Source organism: Curtobacterium sp. MCJR17_020, from assembly GCF_003234365.2.
Lineage (GTDB): Bacteria > Actinomycetota > Actinomycetes > Actinomycetales > Microbacteriaceae > Curtobacterium.
Window position 1 is genome coordinate 1,406,607 of the sequence record NZ_CP126260.1, and the last position, 24,297, is coordinate 1,430,903.

20 protein-coding genes are annotated in these 24,297 nt (G+C 72.2%); 11 read left to right on the plus strand and 9 right to left on the minus strand.

Features of this window, described 5'->3' with window-relative positions:
* The first annotated feature begins 111 nt into the window (after positions 1 to 111).
* Complete coding sequence (locus tag DEJ14_RS06760) at positions 112 to 1,545, plus strand: protein kinase domain-containing protein (protein ID WP_181437636.1); 1,434 nt, start codon at positions 112 to 114, stop codon at positions 1,543 to 1,545.
* Between the two features lie 677 nt (positions 1,546 to 2,222).
* On the opposite strand, the gene DEJ14_RS06765 is transcribed toward DEJ14_RS06760, so the two are convergent.
* The 6 genes from DEJ14_RS06765 to DEJ14_RS06790 all read right to left on the minus strand — a co-directional run bounded on the left by DEJ14_RS06765 (position 2,223) and on the right by DEJ14_RS06790 (position 9,659).
* Complete coding sequence (locus DEJ14_RS06765; RefSeq protein ID WP_111086519.1) at positions 2,223 to 2,705, minus strand: tetratricopeptide repeat protein; 483 nt, start codon at positions 2,703 to 2,705, stop codon at positions 2,223 to 2,225.
* Entirely contained in the window at positions 2,702 to 4,645 is a 1,944-nt protein-coding gene (locus DEJ14_RS06770; RefSeq protein ID WP_111086520.1) for a DUF6807 family protein, read from the minus strand. The genes DEJ14_RS06765 and DEJ14_RS06770 overlap by 4 nt, the downstream gene beginning before the upstream one ends.
* Positions 4,642 to 6,390: a hypothetical protein gene (locus DEJ14_RS06775; protein ID WP_111086521.1), complete on the minus strand. Its 1,749-nt coding sequence runs from the start codon at positions 6,388 to 6,390 to the stop codon at positions 4,642 to 4,644. The genes DEJ14_RS06770 and DEJ14_RS06775 overlap by 4 nt, the downstream gene beginning before the upstream one ends.
* The gene (locus tag DEJ14_RS06780; protein WP_258373356.1) at positions 6,390 to 7,313 is read right to left on the minus strand and encodes a carbohydrate ABC transporter permease; all 924 of its coding nucleotides are present in this window, start codon (positions 7,311 to 7,313) and stop codon (positions 6,390 to 6,392) included. Before DEJ14_RS06780 ends, DEJ14_RS06775 begins: the two co-directional genes overlap by 1 nt.
* Positions 7,310 to 8,284, minus strand: coding sequence for a carbohydrate ABC transporter permease (locus DEJ14_RS06785; protein WP_207895555.1), 975 nt, complete (start codon positions 8,282 to 8,284; stop codon positions 7,310 to 7,312). The genes DEJ14_RS06780 and DEJ14_RS06785 overlap by 4 nt, the downstream gene beginning before the upstream one ends.
* Positions 8,285 to 8,378: 94 nt before the next feature.
* Positions 8,379 to 9,659, minus strand: coding sequence for an ABC transporter substrate-binding protein (locus DEJ14_RS06790; RefSeq protein WP_258373357.1), 1,281 nt, complete (start codon positions 9,657 to 9,659; stop codon positions 8,379 to 8,381).
* A gap of 246 nt (positions 9,660 to 9,905) precedes the next feature.
* On the opposite strand from DEJ14_RS06790, the gene DEJ14_RS06795 reads away from it, so the two are divergent.
* The 4 genes from DEJ14_RS06795 (at position 9,906) to DEJ14_RS06810 (ending at position 14,642) form a co-directional block, all read left to right on the plus strand.
* Positions 9,906 to 10,961, plus strand: coding sequence for a LacI family DNA-binding transcriptional regulator (locus DEJ14_RS06795; RefSeq protein ID WP_111086523.1), 1,056 nt, complete (start codon positions 9,906 to 9,908; stop codon positions 10,959 to 10,961).
* A 326-nt stretch (positions 10,962 to 11,287) separates the two neighbouring features.
* On the plus strand, positions 11,288 to 12,490 hold the full coding sequence (locus DEJ14_RS06800) for a Gfo/Idh/MocA family protein (RefSeq protein WP_258373361.1): 1,203 nt from the start codon (positions 11,288 to 11,290) through the stop codon (positions 12,488 to 12,490).
* Positions 12,487 to 13,740 carry a DUF993 family protein gene (locus DEJ14_RS06805; RefSeq protein ID WP_111086525.1) on the plus strand — a complete coding sequence of 418 codons (1,254 nt, stop codon included), beginning with the start codon at positions 12,487 to 12,489 and terminating at the stop codon, positions 13,738 to 13,740. Before DEJ14_RS06800 ends, DEJ14_RS06805 begins: the two co-directional genes overlap by 4 nt.
* Positions 13,737 to 14,642 (plus strand): sugar phosphate isomerase/epimerase family protein, encoded by a 906-nt coding sequence (locus DEJ14_RS06810; RefSeq protein ID WP_258373358.1) that lies wholly within the window; start codon positions 13,737 to 13,739, stop codon positions 14,640 to 14,642. Before DEJ14_RS06805 ends, DEJ14_RS06810 begins: the two co-directional genes overlap by 4 nt.
* Positions 14,643 to 14,694: 52 nt before the next feature.
* Here DEJ14_RS06810 and DEJ14_RS06815 read toward each other — a convergent pair whose 3' ends face one another.
* Positions 14,695 to 15,366: a class I SAM-dependent methyltransferase gene (locus DEJ14_RS06815; RefSeq protein WP_111086526.1), complete on the minus strand. Its 672-nt coding sequence runs from the start codon at positions 15,364 to 15,366 to the stop codon at positions 14,695 to 14,697.
* 194 nt (positions 15,367 to 15,560) lie between these two features.
* Positions 15,561 to 16,310, minus strand: a complete 750-nt coding sequence (locus DEJ14_RS06820; RefSeq protein WP_111086527.1) for a FadR/GntR family transcriptional regulator — start codon at positions 16,308 to 16,310, stop codon at positions 15,561 to 15,563.
* A gap of 180 nt (positions 16,311 to 16,490) precedes the next feature.
* Here DEJ14_RS06820 and DEJ14_RS06825 point away from each other — a divergent pair, with 180 nt between their 5' ends.
* From DEJ14_RS06825 to DEJ14_RS06850, 6 genes are read left to right on the plus strand one after another with little or no spacing between them, the layout of a single operon-like run.
* Positions 16,491 to 17,888, plus strand: coding sequence for an MFS transporter (locus DEJ14_RS06825; RefSeq protein ID WP_111086528.1), 1,398 nt, complete (start codon positions 16,491 to 16,493; stop codon positions 17,886 to 17,888).
* Positions 17,885 to 19,606 (plus strand): dihydroxyacetone kinase family protein, encoded by a 1,722-nt coding sequence (locus tag DEJ14_RS06830; protein WP_111086529.1) that lies wholly within the window; start codon positions 17,885 to 17,887, stop codon positions 19,604 to 19,606. Before DEJ14_RS06825 ends, DEJ14_RS06830 begins: the two co-directional genes overlap by 4 nt.
* Positions 19,607 to 19,632: 26 nt before the next feature.
* A complete protein-coding gene (locus DEJ14_RS06835; protein ID WP_111086530.1) occupies positions 19,633 to 20,118 on the plus strand; it encodes a ribose-5-phosphate isomerase in 486 nt (161 codons plus the stop codon).
* Positions 20,118 to 20,918, plus strand: a complete 801-nt coding sequence (locus tag DEJ14_RS06840) for a triose-phosphate isomerase family protein (protein ID WP_111086531.1) — start codon at positions 20,118 to 20,120, stop codon at positions 20,916 to 20,918. Before DEJ14_RS06835 ends, DEJ14_RS06840 begins: the two co-directional genes overlap by 1 nt.
* Positions 20,915 to 21,760 (plus strand): sugar phosphate isomerase/epimerase family protein, encoded by an 846-nt coding sequence (locus DEJ14_RS06845; RefSeq protein ID WP_111086532.1) that lies wholly within the window; start codon positions 20,915 to 20,917, stop codon positions 21,758 to 21,760. The genes DEJ14_RS06840 and DEJ14_RS06845 overlap by 4 nt, the downstream gene beginning before the upstream one ends.
* Entirely contained in the window at positions 21,757 to 22,674 is a 918-nt protein-coding gene (locus tag DEJ14_RS06850) for a phosphogluconate dehydrogenase C-terminal domain-containing protein (protein ID WP_111086533.1), read from the plus strand. Before DEJ14_RS06845 ends, DEJ14_RS06850 begins: the two co-directional genes overlap by 4 nt.
* Here the strand turns inward: DEJ14_RS06850 and DEJ14_RS06855 are convergent.
* Positions 22,649 to 24,217 carry a D-apionate lactonase family protein gene (locus tag DEJ14_RS06855; protein ID WP_111086534.1) on the minus strand — a complete coding sequence of 523 codons (1,569 nt, stop codon included), beginning with the start codon at positions 24,215 to 24,217 and terminating at the stop codon, positions 22,649 to 22,651. The genes DEJ14_RS06850 and DEJ14_RS06855 overlap by 26 nt on opposite strands.
* Between the last annotated feature and the right edge of the window lie 80 nt (positions 24,218 to 24,297).

Below are 24,297 nucleotides of genomic sequence, written 5' to 3' on the forward strand. Positions count from 1 at the left end.
GACGCGCCGCGCACGCCGGCGCCGTCCATCCGGAGAACGCCGCGAGCCCCCACGATCCCCGTCGGGATGGGAGGATGCACCGACGCCTGCCCGCACCGAGAACGAGGTTCGATGAGTCCGACCGAGGACCCCCAGTCCGCGGCCCCACTGCTCGACGGGCGCTACCGACTCGAACACGCCATCGGCCAGGGCGGCATGTCCGTCGTCTACCGCGGCATCGACGAGAGCCTGCACCGCCCCGTCGCGGTCAAGGTGTTCCACGCCGGCACCGTCGACATCGCCCGGCAGGAGGCCGAACTCGGCGTGCTCGCCTCGCTCGAGCACCACAACCTCGTCAGCCTGCTCGACACCGGCGTCGTCACCGGCCACGACGGCACCCCCCAGCGGTACCTCGTGATGGCGCTCGTCGTCGGCCAGGACCTCGAGGAACGCCTGTCCGTCGGCCCGCTCGCCTCCCGCCACATCGCCGAGATCGGCTACGACATGGCCGAGGCGCTGCACTACATCCACAGCCACGGCGTCGTGCACCGCGACATCAAGCCGTCGAACATCCTGCTCGTCGACTACGGCCACGACTCCGACCGTGCCCGCGCGCGGCTCACCGACTTCGGCATCGCGCTCGCCGCGGGCGTCGAACGCATGACCGCCGACGGCGTCACCACCGGCACCGCCGCCTACCTCAGCCCCGAGCAGGCCCGCGGCGGTGACGTCGGGAGCCCGAGCGACGTCTACTCGCTCGGCCTCGTGCTGCTGCAGTGCTTCACCCGCCGCCGCGAGTTCCCCGGCTCGCTCGTCGAGTCCGCGGTCGCCCGGCTGTCCCGCGACCCCGTCGTGCCCGAGCCCCTGCCCGAGCACTGGAAGCAACTGCTCCGTGCGATGACCGCGCAGGACCCGGCCGCGCGCCCCGCCGGCGCCGAGCTGGTCACGATGCTGCGCGACGTCGTCATCGCCGAGACCGCCGGCACCGACCACGTCGTGGACACCACGGCGGCTCCGGCCGCGTCAGCCGGAGCACCGCGAGCCGACGCCGACACGGCCCGCCCGGCGACGCTCGACACCCTGCCGGACGAGGCCCTGCACCGCACCACCGCCATGGCCGCCCGCCTGTTCGACGCGCCCATCGCCCTGGTCGAAGTGCTCGACGAGGACCGCGCCTGGTCGCAGTCGTACATCGCCGAGGGAGTCGACGAGGCAGCGCGCAACATCAACTTCGGCAACGGTTTCGCGCCCGTCGCGGTCCCCGTCGTGATCCCGGACGGGTCGATCCACCCCGACATGCAGCACAGCCCGCTCGTCACCGGCGCGCTCGGCATCCGGTTCTACGTGAGCGTGCCGCTCGTACGGCACGACGGCGTCCCGATCGGCACCCTCGCGGTGCTCGACACGAAGCCGCGGCAGGCGACCGAGGCCGACCTCGCCAACCTGCACGACCTGGCCGCCCTCGCCGTGACGCAGCTCGAGATCCGGCAGGAGTCGCTCCGCACGACGAGCGACTCGCTGCCCGTCGCGCAGGTGACGAGGCAGCAGGAGGGCGCGCGGCCCTAGACGGTCGCCGCGGGGCGGACGGGAGGCCCGGTGCGGGCCCGCCCCGCGCCTCCCGTCCGCCCCGCGGTCGCGTCCCGTGCGTCGGTCCCGCCCACGGACGGCCGCCTGCCCGCGCGCCTCCCGCCGGCCTGCTTGCTCGCGCGCTCTCGGTGCACGCTGGACGCCGAGCACCGGACGCCGAGCGGGCGATATACCGGGGTTGCGCGCCCCGCGACCCGGGCATTTCGCCCGTTCGTGGGCGCATGCCGCAACTCACATGCATCCGTTGGAATACGAGCGCTCGCTCGCGCGAGCGGGCGAAATGCCGACGTGTGTAGCCGAGCTGACCCGGATGTTTCGCCCGTTCGCGGGTTCGGACGGCGGGATCGGGTGCCGGCGGGCGCGGGCACGGGGTCGGCGGGGCGCGATGCCGATCCCGGCTGATCGGGCACTGCCCCTATCGGTTCAGGCGGCGCAAGCGCATGCTGTGCGAGGTAACGGAACCCGAATCCGCAAGTGGTCGAAGCGCGATCGGCCCGCGGGGAGGGAGCGCCTCTCTGGGCCTCAGTCGAGCGTCGACGCTTCCTTCCTGTCCTGTTCCGGAGCTCGTCCCGCCGCGATTCGGGTGTCGCGACCGGACGGGAGGGACGTCCGCGTCCCCGCGAGCCGGGTCGTCACCGTCGCCCGGCTCGTGCAGTTCACTCGGTGAGGGCAGCCGCGTAGGCGCGGACGGACCGGTGGTAGCGGGGGAGTGTCGGTTCGACGGCCTCGATCGCGACACGGAGAGCCTCGTCGTGACGGCCTGCACTGTGCAGGGCGAGCGCGAGGAACACCTTCGGCGCGGCACCGGTGGACGGGTGCTCCGGGGCGTCGCGGAGCATCGCGATGGCCTCGTCGACGCGGTCGAGGTTCCGCAGGGTCGAGGCGTGTTGTACGACCATCTGCGCAGCCCGGGCAGGATCGACGTCGGCGAGTCCCGTGGCGGTGGCGGCTGCGTAGTGGACGTCGGCCTCGGCCTCGTGGCCGCCGGAGTCGTTCGCGCCGCCGAGTTCGAACGCGCCGAGGGCCGGGTGCGGCGCAGCGTCGGCGAGTTCGCGCATGCGGTCGATGCGCTCCTGGTCGTCGATCGTGTCGTCGGCCCAGAGTGCGGCGACGCGGGCTTCCCAGTCTGCGGTGCTCATCGGTCCAGCGTATTGCCGCCCGGCGTCGCACCGTCGGCGATCGTCGCACCGTCGGTGATCGTCGCGCGGAAGGACCGGACGAGCGGGACGCCGGGGTGCACGAGCGCCGGCGCACGCCAGGCGAGGGCCGAACCGATCGCCGGGTACTCGGCGGCCCGGACGAACCAGGGATCGCGGTGGTCGAGCGCTTCGAGCCGGATCGTGGCCGGCGCTCCCTCGAACACCGCCGACCACTCGACCCACGGTGTGACCGAGCCGTGCACGGCCGCTTCGCCCTGTGCGTCAGCGGTCCGGACGAGCACGTCGGTGCAGTCGGCGAAGCGCCAGAAGAAGCCGCCGTACCCGGCACCGACCCGGCCGTTGCTGCCCGGACCGCCGAGGTGCACGACGGCGTCGCCGGGGGTTCGGAACGAGGACGACCAGGTCAGCTCCCACCCGGAGTCGACGGCGCGCCAGGCGAGTGTACGGTCCTCGTGCAGGACGACCGTGTGGTCGGGCGCGCGCCAGACGAGTTCCTGGACCGTGCCGCCACCGTGCGGAGCGGGGTGTTGCTCGGAGCGCGCGACGTCGACGCGGCCGTGGTCGTCGCGCCAGACGTAGCCCGGACCGTGCACGTAGGTGCGGCCGCCCCAGCAGTTCACGCCGTCGACGTCCGGGATCGCGACCCCGACGCCGCAGTGCCAGTCGTGGTCGGCCGGGTGGTGGGCGCTCAGGAGGGTGCCGCCGAGGGCCCGCACCGGGTGCAGGTACGGTCGCGGCGACGACGTCGCGATGGTCCCGGAGCCGTCGAGTTCCGTGGCCACCGGGGCCCCGTCGACGCGCAGGACCTGCAGCACCTCGTCGCGGGTGGTGTGGGCCCAGGGCGCACCGACCTCGGAGAACAACGCACGTGCGTCGGCGGCGCGGTCGACGATCGCTTCGACGTCGGCGACGAGCGGACGACGGGCAGTCCCCTCGCCCTGCCACGTCACCCAGGGGTGGTCGATGCGGACGGGCTCGGCGGCACGAACGGCCTCGAGCACCTCGACGAACGCACCCGTGGAGACCAGGGGGACGAGCAGATCGTCCCCGCGGGACCGGTGGGCGAGCAGGTTCTCGAGCAGGTCCGTCCGGCCGAGCGTCCGGGTGGTGTCGCCGACGGTGACCTCGTCAGCCGTGTAGTGCAGCACGGCGCTCCCGGCGGTGCCGCGGACCCGAACGGTCGGCAGGACCTCGGACGGACCGCAGAGGGTCAGGGCCGCGGTGGCTTCGCGTCCGGCGCTGGTCGTGACCCGGACGGCCGAGGTGTCGTCGCCCTCGATGTCGTTCGCCCGGAACAGCTCGACCTCGACGCGCCTGACGTCGGACGCCCGACGGCAGCCGACGAGCGCCAGGGCCGTCGCGACCGCGTGGGCGAGCGGGTTCGTCACGACGCCGTCGAGGACGTCGACGCCCTGGACCCGACGCCGTCCGGCCCACCCGGAACGGTCCCAGTACGCCTGGTTCCTCGTCCACGTGCCGACGGCCGCGGCGGAGCGGACCGGACCGACGAGCGACCCGTCACGGAACGCCGGCAGCGCCTCGGACCCGAGGCTCTGGAACCCGACCTGCACGACGCGGCCGGTGCGCTGCTCGGCGTCGAGCAGGGTGTCGAGCGCGTCGCGGGTGGTCACGGGGGGCTTCTCGAGCAGGACGTCTGCCCCGGCCTCGAGGGCAGCGAGCGCCAGCGGCAGGTGCGCGGCGATCGGGGCAGCGATGACGACGACGTCGACCGGGCCGTGGTCGAGCGCTGCCACGACGTCGGCCACGACGACCGCCCCGTCGTCGGAGGTGGTGCCCAGTGTGGGGTCGACGACGGCGGTCAGCGTGCAGACCCCCGCGGCGACGAGCCGGTCGATGTTCGCGCGGTGGTGCAGGCCGTACCCACGCGCACCGACGAGCACCACTCCGGGCAGGGTCATCGAGCGGTGCCGATCACGATGCGCGTCGTGCCGGGGGAGCGCCCGGTCACGTGGACGTGCTCGCCGTCCGGTCGGTCGGTGCCGCCGAGGAACGCGTAGTCCTGTCCGGGCGCGTAGAACGCCGGCTGGGCCGGGCCGCTGCCGTTGCCTGCCCCGAAGGACACGGCGTCGTCGACGACACGGTAGGTGCCGGTCCGGTCGGCGAGGACGGTCTCCCCGGTCGCGGCGTCGGTGCTCACACCGGTGAACGTACCCCCGCCGCGGAACGTCAGCTGGAGCGACCACGGCACGTCGGCGCCCTCGGTCGTCACGTCGAGCGAGACCGCGTCCGGCGTGACGGTCACGTCGACCGTGGTGGTGAGGGAGACGGTGTCCGCCGCACGCGCACCGAAGGACATCGACGCCGAGAACCGGCCTTCGTCACCGAGCGCGTAGGCGCCGTCGGTGCGTCGAGCCGCGGCGGGCAGGGGCTGGTGGTAGCCGGCGGACACGGTCTCGGAGAGGCGGTACCGCCCGTCGCCGAGGGACTCCAGCGAGGTCGGACGGAACGGTCCGAGCCCGAAGAACTCCCGCGACAGCCGGACGTCGGACAGCACGACCGAACCTGCGCTGGCGAACACCCGCAGGAACGTGGGGCTGTTCGCCAGGCCCGATCGGACGTGGCCCTGCGACGGCACGTCCGAGCCGGCGAACAGCACGACGCTGCGGTCCTGTTCGCGGACGTGCACGAGCCGGGCCTCGGCGAAGGTGTGCTCGGCCGGTTCCAGCGGCGCACCGACGGGCAACGGACGGGCGAGCAGCGGATCCGTCATCGCGCGGGCGGCGACCGCACCGGGCTGCCACATCTCGGCGACGGCAGCTCGTGCAGCGACGGCGGCGAGGTCGGCACGATCGTCGAGCACGGCCACGTGCCAGAGCAGGGGAGCGAACGCGCCGATGCCGAACGCCTGCGACTGGTCCTGGCGACGGGACTGGACGGTCTCGACGGTGTCGTCGGGCAGCAGCAGTGCGAGGGTGGCGTCGAGGGACCGGCGGACGGGGTCGAGCAGCTCCGGCCGCTGCAGCACCGAGGCGAGGACGACGAACGACGGGCACGAGACGGCCGCGGCGTAGTTCGGGCTGCGCTCGGACCACAGCCCGTCGTCGTCGATGTCTGCGCCCTCGGCGAGCCACTCGTCGATCCGTTCGACCAGCGCCGGTGCCGGGTGCAGCCGGTGGATCCGGGCAAGGGCGGCCGAGACCTCCCACCGGTGGTTCGGCGTGTGCACGCCACCCGTCAGCAGCGCCGGCGTCGCACGGTGCACGATCCGGTCGAGGTCGTCGGCCAGCACCGCGGCCGCCGGCACCGACGCCCGGTACGGCGCGAGCAGCTCGAGGGCGTCGCAGACGTCGTTCACGGTGAACGCCGAGTCCGGCGGGGAGAGCACGTTGTCGCCGCCGACGAACGTGCCGCCGGGGGACTGCCGGGCCGCGAGGTGCCGGACCCAGCGGTGCGCGGTCGCAAGGTCGTCGTCGGGAAGGTGATCCTCCCCACCGGCACGGCCCGGACGCCGCTGGCACGTCGTCCGGGGACCGGCGGCGTGGGCCCAGCCTCCCGTCCGCTCGTTCCGGACCCACGCCCCGACCAGCGTGAGGGCACGCGCCATCAGTTCCCGGTGCTGCAGCGCAGCCGGATCGTCGTCGGCGAGCCGGAGGCGCGCGACGGCGGCGTCCGCGGCCGGGCCGATCGCCTCGTGGAACCCCATCAGTCCTTGAGTCCCGCGTTGAGGTCCGCGCCGTTCACGTACTTCTGGAACACCAGGTAGATGAGCACGAGCGGGATGATCGAGATCACCGAGGCGCCGAGCAGGACGGTCCAGTTGACGTTCTCGGCACCGACGATGCTCTGCAGCGCGATCTGGATCGTGAACTGGTGCGGGTCGTTGAGCACCAGGAGCGGCCAGATGTAGTCGTTCCACCGCCACTGGAACGAGAAGATCGCGAGCGTCAGCATGATCGGCCGGGAGATCGGCAGCATGATCCGCCAGAAGATCCCGAACTCGCTCGCACCGTCGATGCGCGCGGCCTCGACCAGGTCGTCGGGCACCGTGATGAAGAACTGCCGGAACATGAAGATGCCGGTGGCGGTGATGACCGACGGCACGATGATGCCGGCCAACGAGTCGTACATGCCGAGGTCGCGGATGACGATGAACGTCGGCGCGAGGATGACCTCGGTCGGCAGCATCGTCGTCGCCAGGATGCAGACGAAGAAGACCTTCAGCCACTTGTTGTCGTACTTCGCCAGGGCGTAGCCGGTGGCGGCGCTCGCCAGCACGGTGAGCACGGTGGTGACCAGCGCGACGATGACGGTGTTGCCGAAGTAGCGGGCGAAGTCGTAGCTCGCCCACGCCTCGGTGAAGCCGCTCACCGACCAGTTCTTCGGCAGCAGGGTCAGCGGGTACGAGAACAGTTCGCCGCCGGGCTTGAAGGCGCTCAGCACGAACCAGAGGACCGGGAAGCCGAAGGCGATGATGAAGACCCAGAGCAGGGCGGTGGCGGCGATGGCCTTCGGACGGGGCGGGCCGTCGAGGCGCTTGGTCGTGCTCTTGCGCGTGCTCTTGCTCTTGCTCTTGGTCGTGTTGTCGGTTGCGGGTGCGCCGGGGGCGCTGGGCAGGGTGGCGGTCATCGACGGGCCTCCGTCCGACGGTTCACGGCCAGCTGGATGAGCGCGATGGCCATGAGGATGAGCATGAGGACCATCGACGCCGCGCTCGCGTAGCCGATGTGGGCGTTCTGGAACCCGTTCGTGTAGATGTACTGCACGAGCAGGTTGTTGTCGGTGCCGGGTCCGCCGCCGTTGAGCGCCTGGATGGTGGCGAACTCCTTGAACGCACCGAGCGACGACAGCAGGATCACGATGAACGACGTCGGCGCGATGCTCGGCAGCGTGATGTACCGGAACTGGTGCCACGCGCCGGCCCCGTCGAGGGACGCCGCCTCGTAGTACGACTGCGGCACGTTCCGGATCGCAGCGACGAACAGCAGCATGTTGAAGGCGGCTCCGGCCCACGCGGTGGCGAACACCACCACGAGCAGCGACAGGTCGGCGTTCGACTGCCACGGCACGGCCTTGCCACCGAGGGACTCGATGACGAAGTTCGCCAGGCCGAAGTTCTCGCCGAACATCCACCGCCAGATGACACCGGTGACGATCGGGGAGATGAGCCACGGCACGAAGAACACGATGCGGGCGACGCTGCGGCCCTTCGCCGCCGGGCTCGTCAGCATCAGCGCCATCGACAGTGCGAGCACGAAGCCGAGCGGGACGGCGACGATCGCGTAGAGGAAGGTGCGCCCGAGGGCTGCGTAGAAGGTGTCGTCGGCGAACAGCTCGAAGTAGTTCGCCAACCCGATGAACTTCGGGTCGACGACGCCGTTGTAGTCGGTGAACGAGTAGCCGAGACCGATGACGGCGGGCCACACGAAGAACACGACGAACAGGACGGCGTTGACGCTCACGAACAGGATCGGGGCGAGGACGGGCTTGCTGACGCCGGAGCGTCGGCGCTTCGTCGTCTTCGCGGCTCCGGGCCGGCGGGGCGGCACCGGGGTGGGGACGGCGGTCTGCACGTCACCGGCTGCGGTGGGGATGCTCACGGTGATCCTCTTCGTTCGTCGCTTGCTGGGGAGCGGACAGGGCGCGGGACGCCGGACAGGGCGGGGCCGGACGCGTGCGTCCGGCCCCGTTCCGTCAGCCGACGTGCTCCTCGTAGTACTTCGTGATCGTCTCGAGGGTCTTCTTCGCCGACTGCTGCCCGTTGATGAGCTTGCCGACCTCGGCGGTGGTGGGATCGGTGCCGAGCTCCTTGCCCTCGACCGCCCACTTCGCGCTCTCCTTGGCGTAGGAGCTCGAGATCGGGTCGGCTGCGTCGATCTCCTTCTGGTAGAGCGCGAAGGAGTCCTTCGCCGCCTGCGACTCGAACGGGTACTGGATGTCCAGCCCGGTCTCGACCGGCAGGAAGCCGTTCGTCGTCACGAGCTCGGCGTAGTTCGTCGGGTCGTACATGTAGTCGATGAACTTCTTCGCCGCGGCACCGCGGGCGTCCGAGTTGTCGAAGCCGACGATGTTGCCGCCGTAGTTGATCTCGGTGGCGTGGGTCGGGTCGGCCGGGGTGGCGGCGCTCGCCCAGTCGAAGTCGGTGATGTTCGACGCGAAGTCCGACGACTGCCAGACACCCGAGAAGTACGCGACGACCTGACCGCTCTTGAACAGGGCGTTCGGGTCCTGGCCGCTCGTCCACACCGACTTCGGCATGACCGAGTCGTCGTTCATGTCGGCGAAGTCCTGCAGCGCGTCCACGGTCTTCGCGTCGGTCGGGAAGGAGCCGTCCTTCTCCTGCTGCATGAAGTCGGTGCCCTTGGTGAACATGTAGGCACGCAGACGCGACGGCGACGAGTCGAACACCATGTCGTACTTCGCGCCGGTCTTCGCCTTCACCTTGTCGGCGGCCGTGAGGAACTCGTCCCAGGTCCACGCCTTCGCGGGGTCGGTCGGGTAGTCGACGCCGGCCTTCTCGAACAGCGACTTGTTCACGAACAGGCCGGCAGCGGTGACGTCGGACGGGATCGAAGTGACCTTGCCGTCGTCGTCCTTCGCGATGATGTCCTGGTCGATCTTGTTCGCGTCGTCGTCGACGATCGAGGCCAGGTCGACGGTCTTGCCGGTCCAGATCGGGTCGATGCCGGCGGCGCGCACGACGTCGGGCAGCGAGTTCGCCTGGGCGGACTCGCGGAGCTTGGTCTGCAGCCCGTCGTACGGCAGGTTCACGATCTTGACCGTGACGCCGGTCTTCTTCTCGTACGCGGTGGCGAGGTCCTGGTAGCCCTTCTCCTGCGCGGTGGAGGTGGAGAGCCAGAAGGTCAGCTGATCGACCTTGCCGCCGTCGCCGGAGCTGCCGGAGGCACAGCCGCTCAACAGGGCCAGTGCGGCGATGCCGCCGGCGAGCGCGAGCATTCTCTTGGATGACTTCATCGTCACTGCTTTCGTTCGGGACCACTGGCGTCTGCCGTGGGCGAGCGTTCGGGGTGTCTCGGCCGAGGACCCCAGGTCTACACGACGTGAGCGCTCATGGCAAGCGCTTTCCTGCGCGATGTTCTGACAATGTGACCAGCCGTCTCGGAAGGCCGCGCCGGCGGCGCGGACGCTGGTCGGGCCTCCCGGGAAATCGCTATCCTCACCACAGACCGCGCACGGCGCGGACCGGACTGGAGGCACGACATGCCCGAGCGAGGCACCGTCACCCTGGCCGACGTGGCCGAGCTCGCAGGCGTGTCGCTCGCGACCGCCTCGCGGGCGCTGAACGGCAGCACGCGGAAGGTTCGACCGGAGTCGGTGGACCGGGTGCAGGCCGCCGCCCACGAGCTCCGGTACACCGCCAACGTGCAGGCGCAGGCGGTCGCTCGCGGGACCACCACGACCCTGGCGCTCGTCGTCGGCGACATCGCCGACCCCTACTTCGCCGCGATCGCCGCCGGGGCGATCCGGGCTGCCGACGACGCCGGGCTCGTGGTGACGATCACCTCGACCGGCGGGGACCCCTCGCGCGAGGCCGCGGTGCTCGGGGTGGTCGCCGGACTCCGACCGCGGGCCGTGGTGCTCGCCGTGAGTCGTCGACTCGGTGCCCGGCAGACGTCGGGAGCGTCGGACTCCGCAGCTGCCGTCGGCGCGCTCGTCGCCGCCGGTGCCGGGGTGTCCGCGCTCGTGTCCGACCTCGACGGTGCCGCGGCCGGAGTGCCCGGCGTGCACGGGGTCGTCATCCGGAACCTCAGTGGTGCCGCGGCCCTGGCAGGAGCGCTCGTCGAACAGGGGCACGACTCGTTCGCCGTCCTGTCCGGCGACCCGGACCTGGCCACGGCGCACGCGCGGGTCGAGGGTTTCGTCGCAGGGCTCGCCGCCCACGGCATCCGGGTGCCGGACGACTCGGTGGTGCCGTCGGCGTTCACGCGCGACGGCGGGTACCACGCGATGGTGACCCTGCTCGACCGGGCGGCGGGAGGCGCGTGGACGTTGCCGCGGTGCGTGTTCGCGGTCACCGACCTGATGGCGGTGGGGGCGGTCGCGGCGATCCGGGAGCGTGGGCTCGTCCCCGGGGTGGACGTCGGCGTCGCGGGGTTCGACGACGTGCAGATGCTCGCCGACGTCGTGCCGGCGCTCAGCACGGTGCGGCTCCCGTTGGAGGAGATCGGGGAGCGGGCGGTGCGGCGGGCGCTGGGTCTCGAGGCCGACGGTGCCATCGACGGCGAGGTCGTGCTGCGCGCGAGCACGGCGCGGTAGCGCGGCGCGGGCGCGGCGCGGGCTGTAGCGCTCGAGGGGTGCGACACGCCGTCGGCCGGTCGTCGAGGTTCCACAACACGCCGCGGGTCCGGCGCCGAGGTTCCACGGAGTGCCGCCCAGAGCCCCGAGACTCCAAGATTTCGGAACCTCGGGCGCGGGCCGCCGGAGCCGGACCCCAGCCGCGCGTGTGCGTTCGTGTTCGGGTACTACTGCAGCGCGCCGACCGTGGTGTACCGTTCCGGGCAAGCGCTTTCCACCACGCGGAGAGCAGGCCACAGCGAGCAAGGGAGCACGCGTTGACCACCACGCGCACCATCGGCATCATCATGAACGGCGTCACCGGACGCATGGGCTACCGCCAGCACCTCGTCCGGTCGATCCTGGCCATCCGACAGGACGGCGGACTCCGGCTGCCGGACGGCTCCCGCGTGCAGCTCGAACCGATCCTGGTCGGCCGCAACGCCGCGAAGCTCGAGGAGATCGCCACCCGCCACGGCCTCGAGCACTGGACGACCGACCTCGACGCCGCCCTCGCGGACCCGCGCTGGGACGTCTTCGCCGACTTCGCCGTCACGAGCGCCCGTGCCGACGCCCTGCGCAAGGCGATCGCCGCCGGCAAGGCGGTCTACACCGAGAAGCCGACCGCCGAGACCTCCGCCGAAGCGCTCGAGCTCGCCCGACTGGCCGCCGAGGCCGGGGTGCCGAACGGCGTCGTGCACGACAAGCTCTACCTGCCGGGCCTGCGGAAACTGCGCCGCCTGATCGACTCCGGGTTCTTCGGGAAGGTCCTCAGCGTGCGCGGCGAGTTCGGCTACTGGGTGTTCGAGGGGGACTGGCAGAGTGCCCAGCGCCCGAGCTGGAACTACCGGCAGCAGGACGGCGGCGGGATCGTCGTCGACATGTTCCCGCACTGGAACTACGTGCTCGAGCAGCTGTTCGGCCGCGTCGAGTCCGTGTACGCCCGCGCCGTCACCCACATCGAGCAGCGCACCGACGAGCAGGGCCACGAGTACCCGGCGACCGCGGACGACGCCGCCTACGGGGTCTTCGACCTCGCCGGCGGCATCACGGCGCAGATCAACTCGAGCTGGGCGGTCCGGGTCGACCGTGACGAACTCGTCGAGTTCCAGGTCGACGGCACCGACGGCAGCGCCGTCGCGGGACTGTTCGGCTGCCGGATCCAGCCACGAACGGCCACGCCGAAGCCGGTGTGGAACCCGGACCTGAAGGACGACCGCGACTACAAGGCACAGTGGCTCGAGGTCCCCGACAACGAGGTGTTCGGCAACGGGTTCCGCGCCCAGTGGGAGGACTTCCTGCAGGACCTGGTCGCCGGCCGCCCGCACCCCTACGACCTGCTGTCCGGTGCCCGCGGCGTGGCGCTGGCGGAGGCCGGCCTGCGGTCCAGCACCGAGGGTCGACGCGTGGACCTGCCGGAGCTGCACCTGCCCACGGGGGCCGAGCCGCGCCTCCAGGTCGAGACACCGGAGGTCGCCCAGCACACCGGGACGGTCGGCGCACGCGCATGACCGGCCTCACCCTCCTCGCCGCCGACGGCTCGACCAGCCGGGCGACCCTGAACCCTCCGGCAGTCACGGCCGCCGCCAAGCCGACCGCGCCCCTGACCGAGCGCCTCGTCTACGCGGCCGCCCACGTCGTCCCGCGCGCCGCCGCCGACAACACCCCCGGTGCCCCGGCCGACCTCGACTGGGACGCCACCCTCGCGTTCCGCCACCACCTGTGGTCGTGGGGGCTCGGCGTCGCCGACGCGATGGACACCGCGCAGCGGAACATGGGCCTCGACCCGGCCGCGACGCGCGAACTCATCACCCGCAGCGCCCGCGAGGCGCAGTCCGTCGGCGGTCGCATCGTCGTCGGCGTGAACACCGACGACCTGCCGGACGACGGGGACGACCTGCCCACCGAGCAGCAGGTCGTCGACGCGTACGTCGCCCAGCTCCACCACGCCGAGGACGCCGGCGCGGGTGTCGTCCTCATGGCGAGCCGCCACCTGGCGCGACTCGCGCAGCGCGCAGACAGCGACAGCCCCAGCAGCAACGCTGCCGCCAGCACCTACCGCCGCATCTACGGCCGGGTCATCGAGCAGGCGAGCGCCCCCGTCGTCCTGCACTGGCTGGGGGAGGCCTTCGACCCCGCCCTCGCCGGCTACTTCGGCGGGCAGCAGGGCCCCGACACCGTGCTCGACATCATGCGCGACGCCGGGCCGAAGGTCTCCGGCATCAAGATGAGCCTGCTGAACGCCCGTGCCGAGGTCGCCCTCCGCTCCCAGCTGCCCGCGACCGCCCGCATGTTCACCGGCGACGACTTCCACTACGTGGACCTCGTAGCGGGAGACGGCCGAGCCCACTCCGACGCCCTCCTCGGCGCCTTCGCCGCCGTCGCCCCCATCGCCTCCGCCGCCGTCCGGGCCCTGCCCGACGAGACCGCCTACCGCGCCCTCCTCGCCCCCACCGAGGCGCTCTCCCGCCAGGTCTTCAGCGCCCCGACATGGCACTACAAGACCGGCATCGCGTTCCTCGCCTGGCTGAACGGCCACCAGCCCGCCTTCCAGATGGTCGGCGGCCAGCACGCCGGCCGCTCCCTGCCGCACCTGTCCGAGACCGTCCGGCTCGCGAACGCCTGCGGCGCCCTCGAACACCCGGACCTCGCCGCCTCGCGCTGGCACGCGCTGCTCGCGGTGGCCGGCGTGGAGACAGGGCCGACCGGGAGGCCCGGATCACCCGCCGTCGACCGCACCGTCGCCGAGGTGGTCGCGTGACGACCGCGGCGGACGCCGTCGCGCCGGTGCGGTCCGCCGGTGCTGCGCCGCATCCGCGACTGTCGGTCAACCAGGCGACGATCAAGTACGCGCCGCTCCGGCGGGCGCTCGACACCGTGGCGGGGGCCGGCGTCGGAGCCATCGGCACCTGGCGGGAGCCCGTGGCCGAGGTCGGACTGGCCGAGGCCGTCCGGATGGTCGCGGACTCCGGACTCCGGGTGTCGTCGCACTGCCGCGGAGGTTTCTTCACGCTCCCGCCAGGAACCGCGCGGCAGCAGGCGCTCGACGACAACCGCCGCGCGATCGACGAGACCGCTGCCCTCGCCGCGGCCGGAGCACCCGGTTCGGCGCCCGTGCTCGTGCTCGTCGCCGGGGGACTGCCCGAGGGGTCGCGCGACCTGGTCGACGCCCGCGGCCGGGTGGCCGACGCGCTCGCCGACCTCGTGCCGCACGCCCTCGACGCCGGCGTCCAGCTCGCCGTCGAGCCGCTGCACCCGATGTACGCCGCCGACCGTGCCGTGGTGTCCACGCTCGCGCAGGCGATCGACCTGGCGGCGCCGTTCCCGGCCGCTGCCGTGGGGGTCGTGGTCGACACGTTCCACGTGTGGTGGGACCCGGCGCTCGCGGGGTCGATCGCCCGAGCCGGGGCAGCCGGGCGGATCGCGTCGTACCAGGTGTGCGACTGGCTCACCCCCATCGCGGCGGACCCGCTGCTGTCGCGGGGCTACCCGGGGGACGGCCACGTCGACTTCGGGCCGGTGACGGACGCGGTGGTCGCTGCCGGGTACACCGGTGACGTCGAGGTCGAGCTCTTCAACCAGACGATCTGGGACACCCCGCCCGCCCGGGTGGTGGCGCGCGTCGTGCAGGCGTTCGACACCGCGGTCCCGCTCCCGCGCTGACCGTCCGGCGCTGCACCGTCCGGCGCTGAACCGTCCCGCGCTGCAGCCGGAGTCAGCGCCCGCGGCGGACCAGCACCACGCTGTCGAGCACCTCGTGCGGATCGCCGTCGGGCGTCGTCGCGGTGCGCGGCCGGAGCTCGGCGGCGACGACGTCCCACGAGCCGTCGAGCTGCAGGGCCGACAGGTCCTCGTCGGGCGTCGGGAACCGGTACTCCCGCATCGCTGCCGGCAGGTCGTCGTGCGGTGGGGCAGCGTGCGCGGTCACGAGCAGGTGCCCGCCGACCGCGACGAACCCGGTCGCCCGCCGCAGGATCTCCGCGCGCGGGATCTCCACCGGCCACGACTGCAGGAACGACGCCGTCACCAGGTCGAAGCGCGCAGCCGTCTCCCACGTGGCGAGGTCGGCGGCGACGAACGCCGTCTGTTCCTCGACCCCGGCCGACACGGACGCCCGCGAACCGCGCTTGATCGCCGTCACCGACAGGTCGATCCCCAGTACGTCCCAACCCTGCTCGGCGAGCCAGACGACGTCCCCGCCCTCACCGCAGCCGAGGTCGAGCGCGCGGCGCACACCGCCGCCCGGCGCCGTCGGCAGCGCCCCGGCGACGTCGGCCAGCACCGCGTTCACGCGGCCAGACCAGATCCCGTCGCGCTCGGCGTACCGCTGCTCCCACCAGCCGCGGGCCGAGCCGACGCCGTCGGTGGTGGTCTCGTGTGCATGCATCCGCCCACTCCAGCGCACCTGCCGGGCCCGACCCAAGCCCTGTTGCCGCCCGGGCAACGTCGCACGGTGCGAGGCGGACCTGCGCCGCGCCTCCCGGCCGCCCGATCGTGAGCAGGAGATGTCGGGTCGCCGTCACGGACCCGACCATTCCTGCTCACGAAGCGCACGCGCCGCGCGCCCGCGCGCGCCGGCCGCTACTCGGCGGGAGGGATGGGCTCCGCGTTCTCGATGCGGGCGCTCGCCGTCGCCATGTGCTCGTCCATCGCCCGCTGCACGGCGGGCACGTCGCCGGCCCGGAGCGCCTCGTAGATCGCGCGGTGTTCGTCGTAGGCCGCCTCGGTGGCCTGGCGGGTCTGCACACGGCGGCCGACCCACACGCTGAGCATCGACCGCAGGCTCTGCAGCAGGTCGCCGAGCACGTCGTTCCCCGCGGCCCGGGCGAGCAGGACGTGGAAGCGCACGTCGGCGTCGATGAAGGCCTCGGGGTCGTCGAGGGTGGCCTCTTGCCGGACGAGGTACTCGCCGAGCTCCGCGACCTGCTCGGGCGTGGCGCGCTGCGCGGCGAGGATCGCGACCGTGCGCTCGAGCGACGACCGGACCTCGAGCAGCTCGCGGGTGCGGTTCGAGGCGAGCATGAGGCCCCACGACAGCGTCGTCGGCAGCAGGTCCGAGGTGCCGCCCTGCAGGTACGTGCCCGAGCCGGGCCGGATCTGCACGATGCCCAGGATCTCGAGGGCGGCCAGGGCCTCGCGCACGGCGGAGCGTCCGACCCCGAGCCGCTCGGCCAGGATCCGCTCGGACGGCAGCCGCGAACCGGGCGCCAGCTCGCCCGCGGTGAGCAGGGACACGAGCTGTCGGGCGACCTCGGAGGCGGGCGACCCCGCGGGCACGGACTCGAGTTCGAGTCGGATGTTGAGGGGGTCGTCCGGGCTGAACGCGGGCATGCAGTGAGCGTACCGTTCGGTCAACCGGTTGGGCTCCGAGGGGCTCGGGCCGGTTTGGTCAACCGGTTGACAAGTCGGATTCGAGTCCGCACACTGGACCAGGCGCACCGATGCGCCCGCTCCATCCGGGCGCAGCAGCACGGGTCGGAGTCGTACCACCCCCACCGAGCAGGAGTCATCGTGGACATCCCCGCCACGCGAGGCATCCCCACCTCGGTCGTCGAGAAGACGGCCATCCGCAAGATCGCGATCCGCATCGTGCCGTTCGTGGCACTGATGTTCTTCATCAACTTCCTCGACCGCACCGCGATCTCCTTCGCGGCCCCGAACGGCATGGAGGCGGACCTCGGTCTGACCGCCGCCCAGTTCGGGTTCGCCTCCGGCGTGTTCTTCATCGGCTACCTCGTGCTCGAGGTGCCCTCCAACCTGGCGCTCCACAAGTTCGGCGCGCGCATCTGGCTCGCGCGCATCATGATCACGTGGGGCATCGTCTCGCTGCTCTTCACGTGGGTGCAGAACTACCCGCAGCTCGTCGGGCTGCGCTTCCTGCTCGGCATCGCCGAGGCCGGGTTCTTCCCCGGCGCGATCCTGTTCCTGTCGACGTGGGTGCCCGCCCGGCACCGCGGCAAGATGCTCGCGCTGTTCTACCTGGCCCAGCCCCTGACGAGCGTCATCGGCTCCCCGCTCGCCGGCTGGCTGATGACCCACGAGGGCATGCTCGGCGGCCTGGCCGGGTGGCGCTTCATGTTCCTGTGCGTCTCGATCCCGGCGATCATCGTCGGCATCCTGTGCCTCTTCGTGCTCAAGGACAAGCCGTCGCAGGCGAAGTGGCTCGACGAGGACGAGAAGCTGTGGCTCGAGGGTGCCCTCGCAGCCGAGAACAAGGCCAAGGGAGGGGGAGACGGGCACGCCAAGGGCGGTCTCCGTGCGGCCTTCGGTTCCGGTCGCGTCTGGATGCTCGCCGCGGTCTACTTCGGCTTCATCTACGGCCTCTACGCACTGAGCTTCTTCCTGCCGACCATCATCGACGGCTTCCAGGAGCAGTTCGGCACCACGTTCGACCTGTTCCAGAAGGGCATGATCACGGCGATCCCGTACGTCCCCGCCGCGGTCGTCCTGTACTTCTGGTCGCGTGACGCCTTCCGCCGTGGCGTCCGGGTCTGGCACATCGCCGTCCCTGCGCTCGTCGGTGGCCTGAGCATCCCGGTCGCGCTCTACATGAACAGCCCGGCCGCCACGATCGCCGTCATCGCGGTCACCGCCTGCGCGATCTTCGCCGCGCTGCCGAACTTCTGGACCGTGCCGACGCAGTTCCTGACCGGTGCCGCCGCAGCCGCGGGGGTCGCGCTCATCAACACGATCGGCAACCTCGGTGGCTTCGCCGCCCCGTACATCACAGGTGTCGTCAGCGGGTGGACCGGCGGCTACCAGGTCCCGATGTTCATCGTCGGCTTCTTCATGGTGCTGTCGAGCGTGCTGATGTTCGTGCTCGGTCGGAACACGAAGCGGAACGAACGACGGGACGCCGACGCTGCGGCGCAGGCCACGACGACCACGACCCAGGAGAGCCACGCATGACCCGCCTGTTCAACGACCCCGCCGACTTCGCCGACGAGATGGTCGACGGCTTCGTGGCCGCGAACCAGGCCCGGGTCCGCAAGGTCCACGGCGGCGTCGCCCGCTCGACCACCAGCCCCGAGGGGACCGTCGCGCTCGTCGTCGGCGGCGGTTCCGGCCACTACCCGGCCTTCGGCGGACTCGTCGGGCACGGCCTGGCCGCCGGCGCCGCGATGGGCAACCTGTTCGCCAGCCCGAGCGCCCAGCAGGTCGCGGCGGTCGCGAAGGCGTCCGAGCACGGCGGCGGGGTGCTGCTGAGCTACGGCAACTACGCCGGCGACGTGCTCAACTTCGACGCCGCGGCGCGGGCACTGGCCGACAGCGGGATCGACGTCCGCACGGTGCGGGTGACCGACGACGTCGCGAGCGCCCCGAGCGCCGAAGCCCACAAGCGCCGCGGCATCGCCGGTGACCTCTGCGTCTTCAAGGTCGCCGGTGCCGCCGCGGAACGCGGGGACGACCTCGACACGGTCACCGCGATCGCGACCCGTGCCAACGACCGCACCCGCAGCTTCGGCGTCGCGTTCTCCGGCTGCTCGCTCCCCGGCGCGGACGAGCCGCTCTTCACCGTCCCCGAGGGTCGGATGGCCATCGGGATGGGCATCCACGGCGAACGCGGCATCGCCGAGGCCGACGTCCCCACCGCGTCCGGACTGGCCGACCTGCTCGTCGACAAGCTGCTGACCGAGCTGCCATCCGGTGTCGTCGTCGACGGAACACGCGTCGTCCCGATCCTCAACGGTCTCGGCAGCGTCAAGTACGAGGAGCTCTTCGTCGTCTTCGGGGCCGTGCAGCGCGGGCTCGCGGCGGCCGGCGTCGTCGTCGTCGAGCCCGAGGTCGGCGAACTCGTCACGAGCTTCGACATGGCCGGCGTCTCGCTCACGCTGTTCTGGCTCGACGACGAACTCGAGCAGCTCTGGGCAGCGCCCGCCGACAGCCCCGCGTACCGCAAGGGCGGTGCCGTCCCGCAACAGCCGGTCGCACCCGAGGCCCTCGCCGCGGACGAGCAGGCACCGGTCACGCCGGGCACCGAGGCGTCGCAGGCGTCCGCCGCCCGGGTCGCCGAGGCGATCACGGCCATCCGCACCACCATCGACGACCACGCCGACGAACTCGGTCGCATCGACGCCGTCGCCGGCGACGGCGACCACGGCATCGGCATGCAGCGCGGCGCCACCGCCGCAGACCGCGCCGCGCAGGACGCGGCCGCACGGGGCGCCGGCGCCGGCAGCGTCCTGGCGATCGCCGGAGATGCCTGGTCCGACAAGGCCGGTGGCACGTCCGGCGCGATCTGGGGAGCCGCCCTGGAGGCACTGGGTCGCGTCCTCGGCGACGCGTCACGTCCGACCGCCGCCACGGTCCAGAGCGCGGTGCACGCCGCCACCGAGGCGGTCCTCGCGTTCGGCGCCGTCCCCGGCGACAAGACCATGGTCGACGCGATCGTCCCCTTCGACCAGGTCCTCACCGACCGCGTCGCGGCCGGCGACGACCTGGTCCGTGCCTGGTCGGCCGCGTCCGCCGCGGCGACGGCCGCCGCCGACGCAACCGCCGACCTGCTGCCGAAGATGGGCCGCGCCCGCACGCACGGCGAGGACGCGGTCGGCACCCCCGACGCGGGTGCGATCTCGTTCGCCCTGATCACCGCGGCGGTCCTGTCGACCGTCTCCGTCCCAGCCTGACCCACACCACCACGAAAGGCACCCGCATGAGTGACCAGCAGTTCCGCATCGTCGTCGGCTCGGACGACGCCGGGTTCGACTACAAGGAGATCATCAAGCAGGACCTGCAGGCCGATCCGCGGGTCGTCTCCGTGGTCGATGTCGGTGTGGACGCGGACGGGCACACCGCGTACCCGCACGTGGCCGTCGACGCAGCACGACTCGTGGCGAACGGCGAGGCCGACCGCGCGATCCTGATCTGCGGCACCGGACTCGGTGTCGCGATCGCGGCGAACAAGGTCCCCGGCATCCGTGCCGTCACCGCGCACGACTCGTTCAGCGTCGAGCGTTCGGTCCTGTCGAACGACGCGCAGGTCCTCTGCATGGGCCAGCGCGTCGTCGGCGTCGAGGTCGCACGCCGGATGGCGAAGGAGTGGCTCGGCTACACGTTCGACGCTTCGAGTGCCAGTGCATCGAAGGTCGCCGCGATCTGCGCATACGACGGCTCGGCCCCGGTCGGGACCGACGCCTGATGCCGGCGACCACGGCGGCCGCCCCCCTGACGATCGGGGTGTCGCTCAAAATGTACTTCGGGCACGCCCGGACGCTCGAGTGGGCGGCCGCCGTGGCCGACATCGCCCGAACCCACCCGGCGGTGCAGTCCGGTGCGGTCGAACTCTTCGTCATCCCGACGTTCCCCTCGCTGGTGCCGGTGCACGCCGTGCTCGAGCGCACCCCGGTGCTCCTCGGCGCGCAGGACCTGGCATGGGCAGACGAGGGCGCCTTCACCGGTGAAGTGTCCGGCCGCGAACTCCGCGAGGTCGGGGTCGACCTGGTCGAGATCGCCCACGCCGAGCGTCGCTCCCTGTTCCACGAGTCCGATCAGGACATCGCCGGCAAGGTGCACGCCGCCTTCCGCAACGGCCTGCGTCCCCTCATCTGCATCGGCGAGACCGACCGCGCGGCCGACGGCGACCCGTCCGCTGCCGTCGCCGAGGTCACCGCGCAGCTCGACCGCTTCGTCGCGACGGCCGTCGCCGACGGACTCGCCGGGCCGGTCATCGCCGCCTACGAGCCGGTCTGGGCGATCGGCGCACCGGAGCCGGCGCCCGACGAGCACATCGTCGCGGTGCTCGCGGGCATCGAGCAGCACCTGGCGACCCGTCCGGAGCTCGCCGGGTCGGTCGTCATCTACGGCGGCAGCGCCGGGCCGGGCCTGCTCACCCGGGGACGGGGCGGCATCGGTGGCCTGTTCCTCGGCCGCTTCGCCCACGACCCCGAGGCGATCCGCACGATCCTCGACGAAGCCGAGGCGCTGGGGGCGACCGCATGACCTCCCTGCTCGGCCTCTCCACCTACGCCTACTTCTGGCGCATGTCCGACCGTGTGCCGGCACCGCTGTCCCTCGACGACGCCCTGCGCGACACCGCGGCCCACGACGGCGTCGACCTGTTCCAGATCTGCGACCACCTGCCGCTCGACACCGCGTCGGACGACCGGCTGGCCGCGATCCGGACGCTGGCCGACGACCTCGGGCTCACGCTCGAGGTCGGCACCCGCGGCACCGACCCGGCGCACCTCGCCCGGTACCTGCACATCGCGCAGGTGCTCGGCGCGACGCTCGTCCGGTCGATGTGGACGAGCGGCGACGACCAGCCGGACGCCACCGAGACCGAACGCCGTCTGCGCCAGGCACTCCCCGCCTACGAGGCGGCCGGGGTGACGCTCGCCCTCGAGACCTACGAGGTCGTCGCCACCGCCGACCTCGTCGCGGTCGTGCAGGCGATCGGCTCCGACCACCTCGGCATCTGCCTGGATCCGGCGAACACCGTCGCACGGCTCGAACACCCCGCCGACGTCGTCGCGATGACCGCCCCGCACGTCGTCAACTGGCACGTCAAGGACTCCGGGTTCACCCGGTCGCCGGGGTGGGTCGGGTTCCAGTACACCGGCGTCCCGATGGGCACCGGGGTCGTCGACCACGACGCCGTCCGCGCTGCGATCGACCCCGACGCCCGCGGGATCAACCGCGTCATCGAGTTCTGGCTGCCCTGGCAGGACGAGCACGCGGGCACCGAACCACGACCGGGCGAGACGCCCGCACAGACCACCACCCGCATCGAGGCGGCGTGGACCGAACACACCATCGAGCACATCAGGAGCAAGGAATCATGACCGACACCGTCACCACCCCCCACACCGTCGCTGCCGGATCCGGCACGGCCGACGTCACCGTCGCCGTGATCGGTGCCGGCGGCAAGATGGGCACCCGCGTCTCGAACAACTTCGCGAAGAGCGAGTACACGACGCTCTACAGCGAGGCCTCGCCCGCCGGACAGGAGCGCATCCAGGCCCTCGGCCGGTCACTCACCGACAGCCTCGAGGCCGCCAAGGTCGCTGACGTGGTCATCCTCGCCGTGCCGGACGTCCTGCTCGGCACCATCTCGGAGCAGCTCGTCCCGGTCATGCAGCCGGGCGCGACGATCCTGACGCTCGACCCGGCCGCCGCCTACGCCGGACTGCTCGCCAAGCGCGAGGACATCCACTACGCCGTGGCGCACCCGTGCCACCCCTCGGTGTTCCTCGAGCGCACCACCAAGGCCGAGTGGGACGACACCTTCGGTGGCATCGCCGCCCCGCAGGAGGTCATCGCGGCCTTCGACGCGTCCGAGTCCCTCGGCGACCCGGACGACAGCGCCAAGGCGATCGCCGAGGCCGTCATCACCACCATGTACGCACCCGTCATCCAGGTCCACTGGGTCACCGTGAAGCAGCTCGCCGTGCTCGAGCCGACCCTGGTCGAGACCATCGCCTGCATGATCGGCGACTTCCTCAACGACGCCCTCGAGGAGACCGTCACCGGTGTCGGCGTGCCCCGCGAGGCCGCCCGCGCCATGCTCTACGGCCACACCTGGATCGCGCTGACCAACGGCCTGCGCGGCTCGAACCCGTTCTCGGACGCCTGCCACATCGCCATGGGCTACGGCCGCGAGAAGCTCATCAAGGAGGACTGGAAGCAGGTCTTCGACGACAGCGAGCTCGACTCGGTCATCGCCAAGATGCTCAAGATCGACGCCGTCCGTCGCTGAGCGTCCGCCACAGATCGACACTGAGTCCCCGCGGGCCCCAGGCTTCGGCGAGCGTGATGCTCGCGACGCCCGGGGCCCGCAGTGCGTCCCAGGACGCCCGGAACCACGCCCGCGCTGCCGCCGAGTGCTGCTGCGGATCCGTCGCGTCCGGCACGAACTGCGGCCCGTACCCGGCCTCGATCCCCGCGTCGGTCACGACGGGGCGCGCTGACGTCGCCACGGCGTTGAACCGTGGCCGCAGCGTCACCGGTCCGACGTGGAGCGCCCTGCCGGCGGCCAGCCGGGAGGCGCTCATCACCACCCAGCGCTGCATCCGGATCGACTCGGTCACCTGTTCGGGCGACCGGTCGTGCATCTGCGGCGTCACGCTGAACGTCAGGGGCCCGTCCCAGTCGCGGAACAGGTCGACGGTCCGGTTCAGCTCCGTGAAGTGCGCGCGGGTACCCGCCACGACCTCGAGGTCGCCGGCAGCAGCCGCGGCGTCACGCAGGGCCTGCTGCAGCGCCGAGGTCGTCACGTGCGAGGTCGGGTCGAACGCGCCGATCCGCACGACCGCGCCCGAGTCGAGCACGTCGTCGATCGCGGCGCGCAGCCGATCCGGGTCGTCGGTGACGAACCGGACGTCGAGCGGCCCGCCACCCGCATCGCGCCGAGCTGACGCCAGCACGGCCCCGACGTTCGGATCGCCGAGGAAGGGTTCGACCAGCACGACGGGCTCCACCAGGACCGGCACGTCGAGCGGCACCGCGGCCGGGCGCACGTCGGCCGGGCGCGCAGCCGCCGGTGCCGAGGCGGCGAGCAGCTGGAGCGTCGGCGGCGGGGCGACCGCGGCGGAGGCAGCCGGCCCGTCCAGGAACGTGAGGTCCGGGGCGGGGGAGGCCGTGCCTCCCGGTCGATCGTCCGTCGTCGCGTGCAGCGTGAGCGACTGGTGGACCACGGAACCCGCGTCGAGCGCGACGGGGAACGGCTCGGACAGCGGCGTCGAGTAGGTCTTGAACGAGGCATCGGTCCAGTTGCGCTGGTCCTCGGCCTCGAACACGTCGCCGGCCAGGTCGAGCGTCAGCGCGACCCGACCCGTCGACCAGTCCAGCCCCGACAGGTCGGCGGCCGGCTGGTGTGGCGCGATCCAGGTCGGGAACACGGCCGAGGTCGCGGTGCCGGACGGGTGGCGCGCGGTGACGGGCACGCCGGCGAGGGTCGGCGGGTGGAGCACGACCAAGCCGATGCGGTTGCGGCGGAACGGCGTCGTCGTGGTGCCGACCGCGTCGACCTGCAGGGTGGGGCCGTCGACCGTGACCTCGAGGACGTACCGCAGCACCTCGGCGCCGTCGTAGCGGGCGCTGGCCTCGATGCGCAGGCGCCCGCTGCTGCCCGGGCCGGAGGGCGGCGTCCGCGCGAGCACGACGTCGTCGGCGGTGCGCCAGTCGTGGTCGCGCGTCACGAACCGGATCGACCGCAGGACCGGTTCGCCGTCGTACGCCAGGTCGGCGAGCTCGGCGCCGCGCAGCGTGAACCGCCACGCACCGATCGACACCGCAGTCATGGCTCATGACTACCACCGGTCAACCGGTTGGGCAATGATGGGTCCGTGGAGCGACGACGCTCCCAGGACGGAGCGCCCGC

Coding starts and splice junctions, on each gene's coding strand:
- DEJ14_RS06775 (WP_111086521.1), bottom strand. CDS start 6,390: ATGGGGTTCCACGAGGCGATCGGCCCGGCCGCGGACGCCGCCGTCGCG.
- DEJ14_RS06795 (WP_111086523.1), top strand. CDS start 9,906: ATGCCCGAGCGAGGCACCGTCACCCTGGCCGACGTGGCCGAGCTCGCA.
- DEJ14_RS06780 (WP_258373356.1), bottom strand. CDS start 7,313: ATGACCGCCACCCTGCCCAGCGCCCCCGGCGCACCCGCAACCGACAAC.
- DEJ14_RS06820 (WP_111086527.1), bottom strand. CDS start 16,310: ATGCCCGCGTTCAGCCCGGACGACCCCCTCAACATCCGACTCGAACTC.
- DEJ14_RS06790 (WP_258373357.1), bottom strand. CDS start 9,659: ATGAAGTCATCCAAGAGAATGCTCGCGCTCGCCGGCGGCATCGCCGCA.
- DEJ14_RS06855 (WP_111086534.1), bottom strand. CDS start 24,217: ATGACTGCGGTGTCGATCGGTGCGTGGCGGTTCACGCTGCGCGGCGCC.
- DEJ14_RS06835 (WP_111086530.1), top strand. CDS start 19,633: ATGAGTGACCAGCAGTTCCGCATCGTCGTCGGCTCGGACGACGCCGGG.
- DEJ14_RS06845 (WP_111086532.1), top strand. CDS start 20,915: ATGACCTCCCTGCTCGGCCTCTCCACCTACGCCTACTTCTGGCGCATG.
- DEJ14_RS06770 (WP_111086520.1), bottom strand. CDS start 4,645: ATGACCCTGCCCGGAGTGGTGCTCGTCGGTGCGCGTGGGTACGGCCTG.
- DEJ14_RS06760 (WP_181437636.1), top strand. CDS start 112: ATGAGTCCGACCGAGGACCCCCAGTCCGCGGCCCCACTGCTCGACGGG.
- DEJ14_RS06815 (WP_111086526.1), bottom strand. CDS start 15,366: ATGCATGCACACGAGACCACCACCGACGGCGTCGGCTCGGCCCGCGGC.
- DEJ14_RS06840 (WP_111086531.1), top strand. CDS start 20,118: ATGCCGGCGACCACGGCGGCCGCCCCCCTGACGATCGGGGTGTCGCTC.
- DEJ14_RS06765 (WP_111086519.1), bottom strand. CDS start 2,705: ATGAGCACCGCAGACTGGGAAGCCCGCGTCGCCGCACTCTGGGCCGAC.
- DEJ14_RS06805 (WP_111086525.1), top strand. CDS start 12,487: ATGACCGGCCTCACCCTCCTCGCCGCCGACGGCTCGACCAGCCGGGCG.
- DEJ14_RS06800 (WP_258373361.1), top strand. CDS start 11,288: ATGAACGGCGTCACCGGACGCATGGGCTACCGCCAGCACCTCGTCCGG.
- DEJ14_RS06830 (WP_111086529.1), top strand. CDS start 17,885: ATGACCCGCCTGTTCAACGACCCCGCCGACTTCGCCGACGAGATGGTC.
- DEJ14_RS06850 (WP_111086533.1), top strand. CDS start 21,757: ATGACCGACACCGTCACCACCCCCCACACCGTCGCTGCCGGATCCGGC.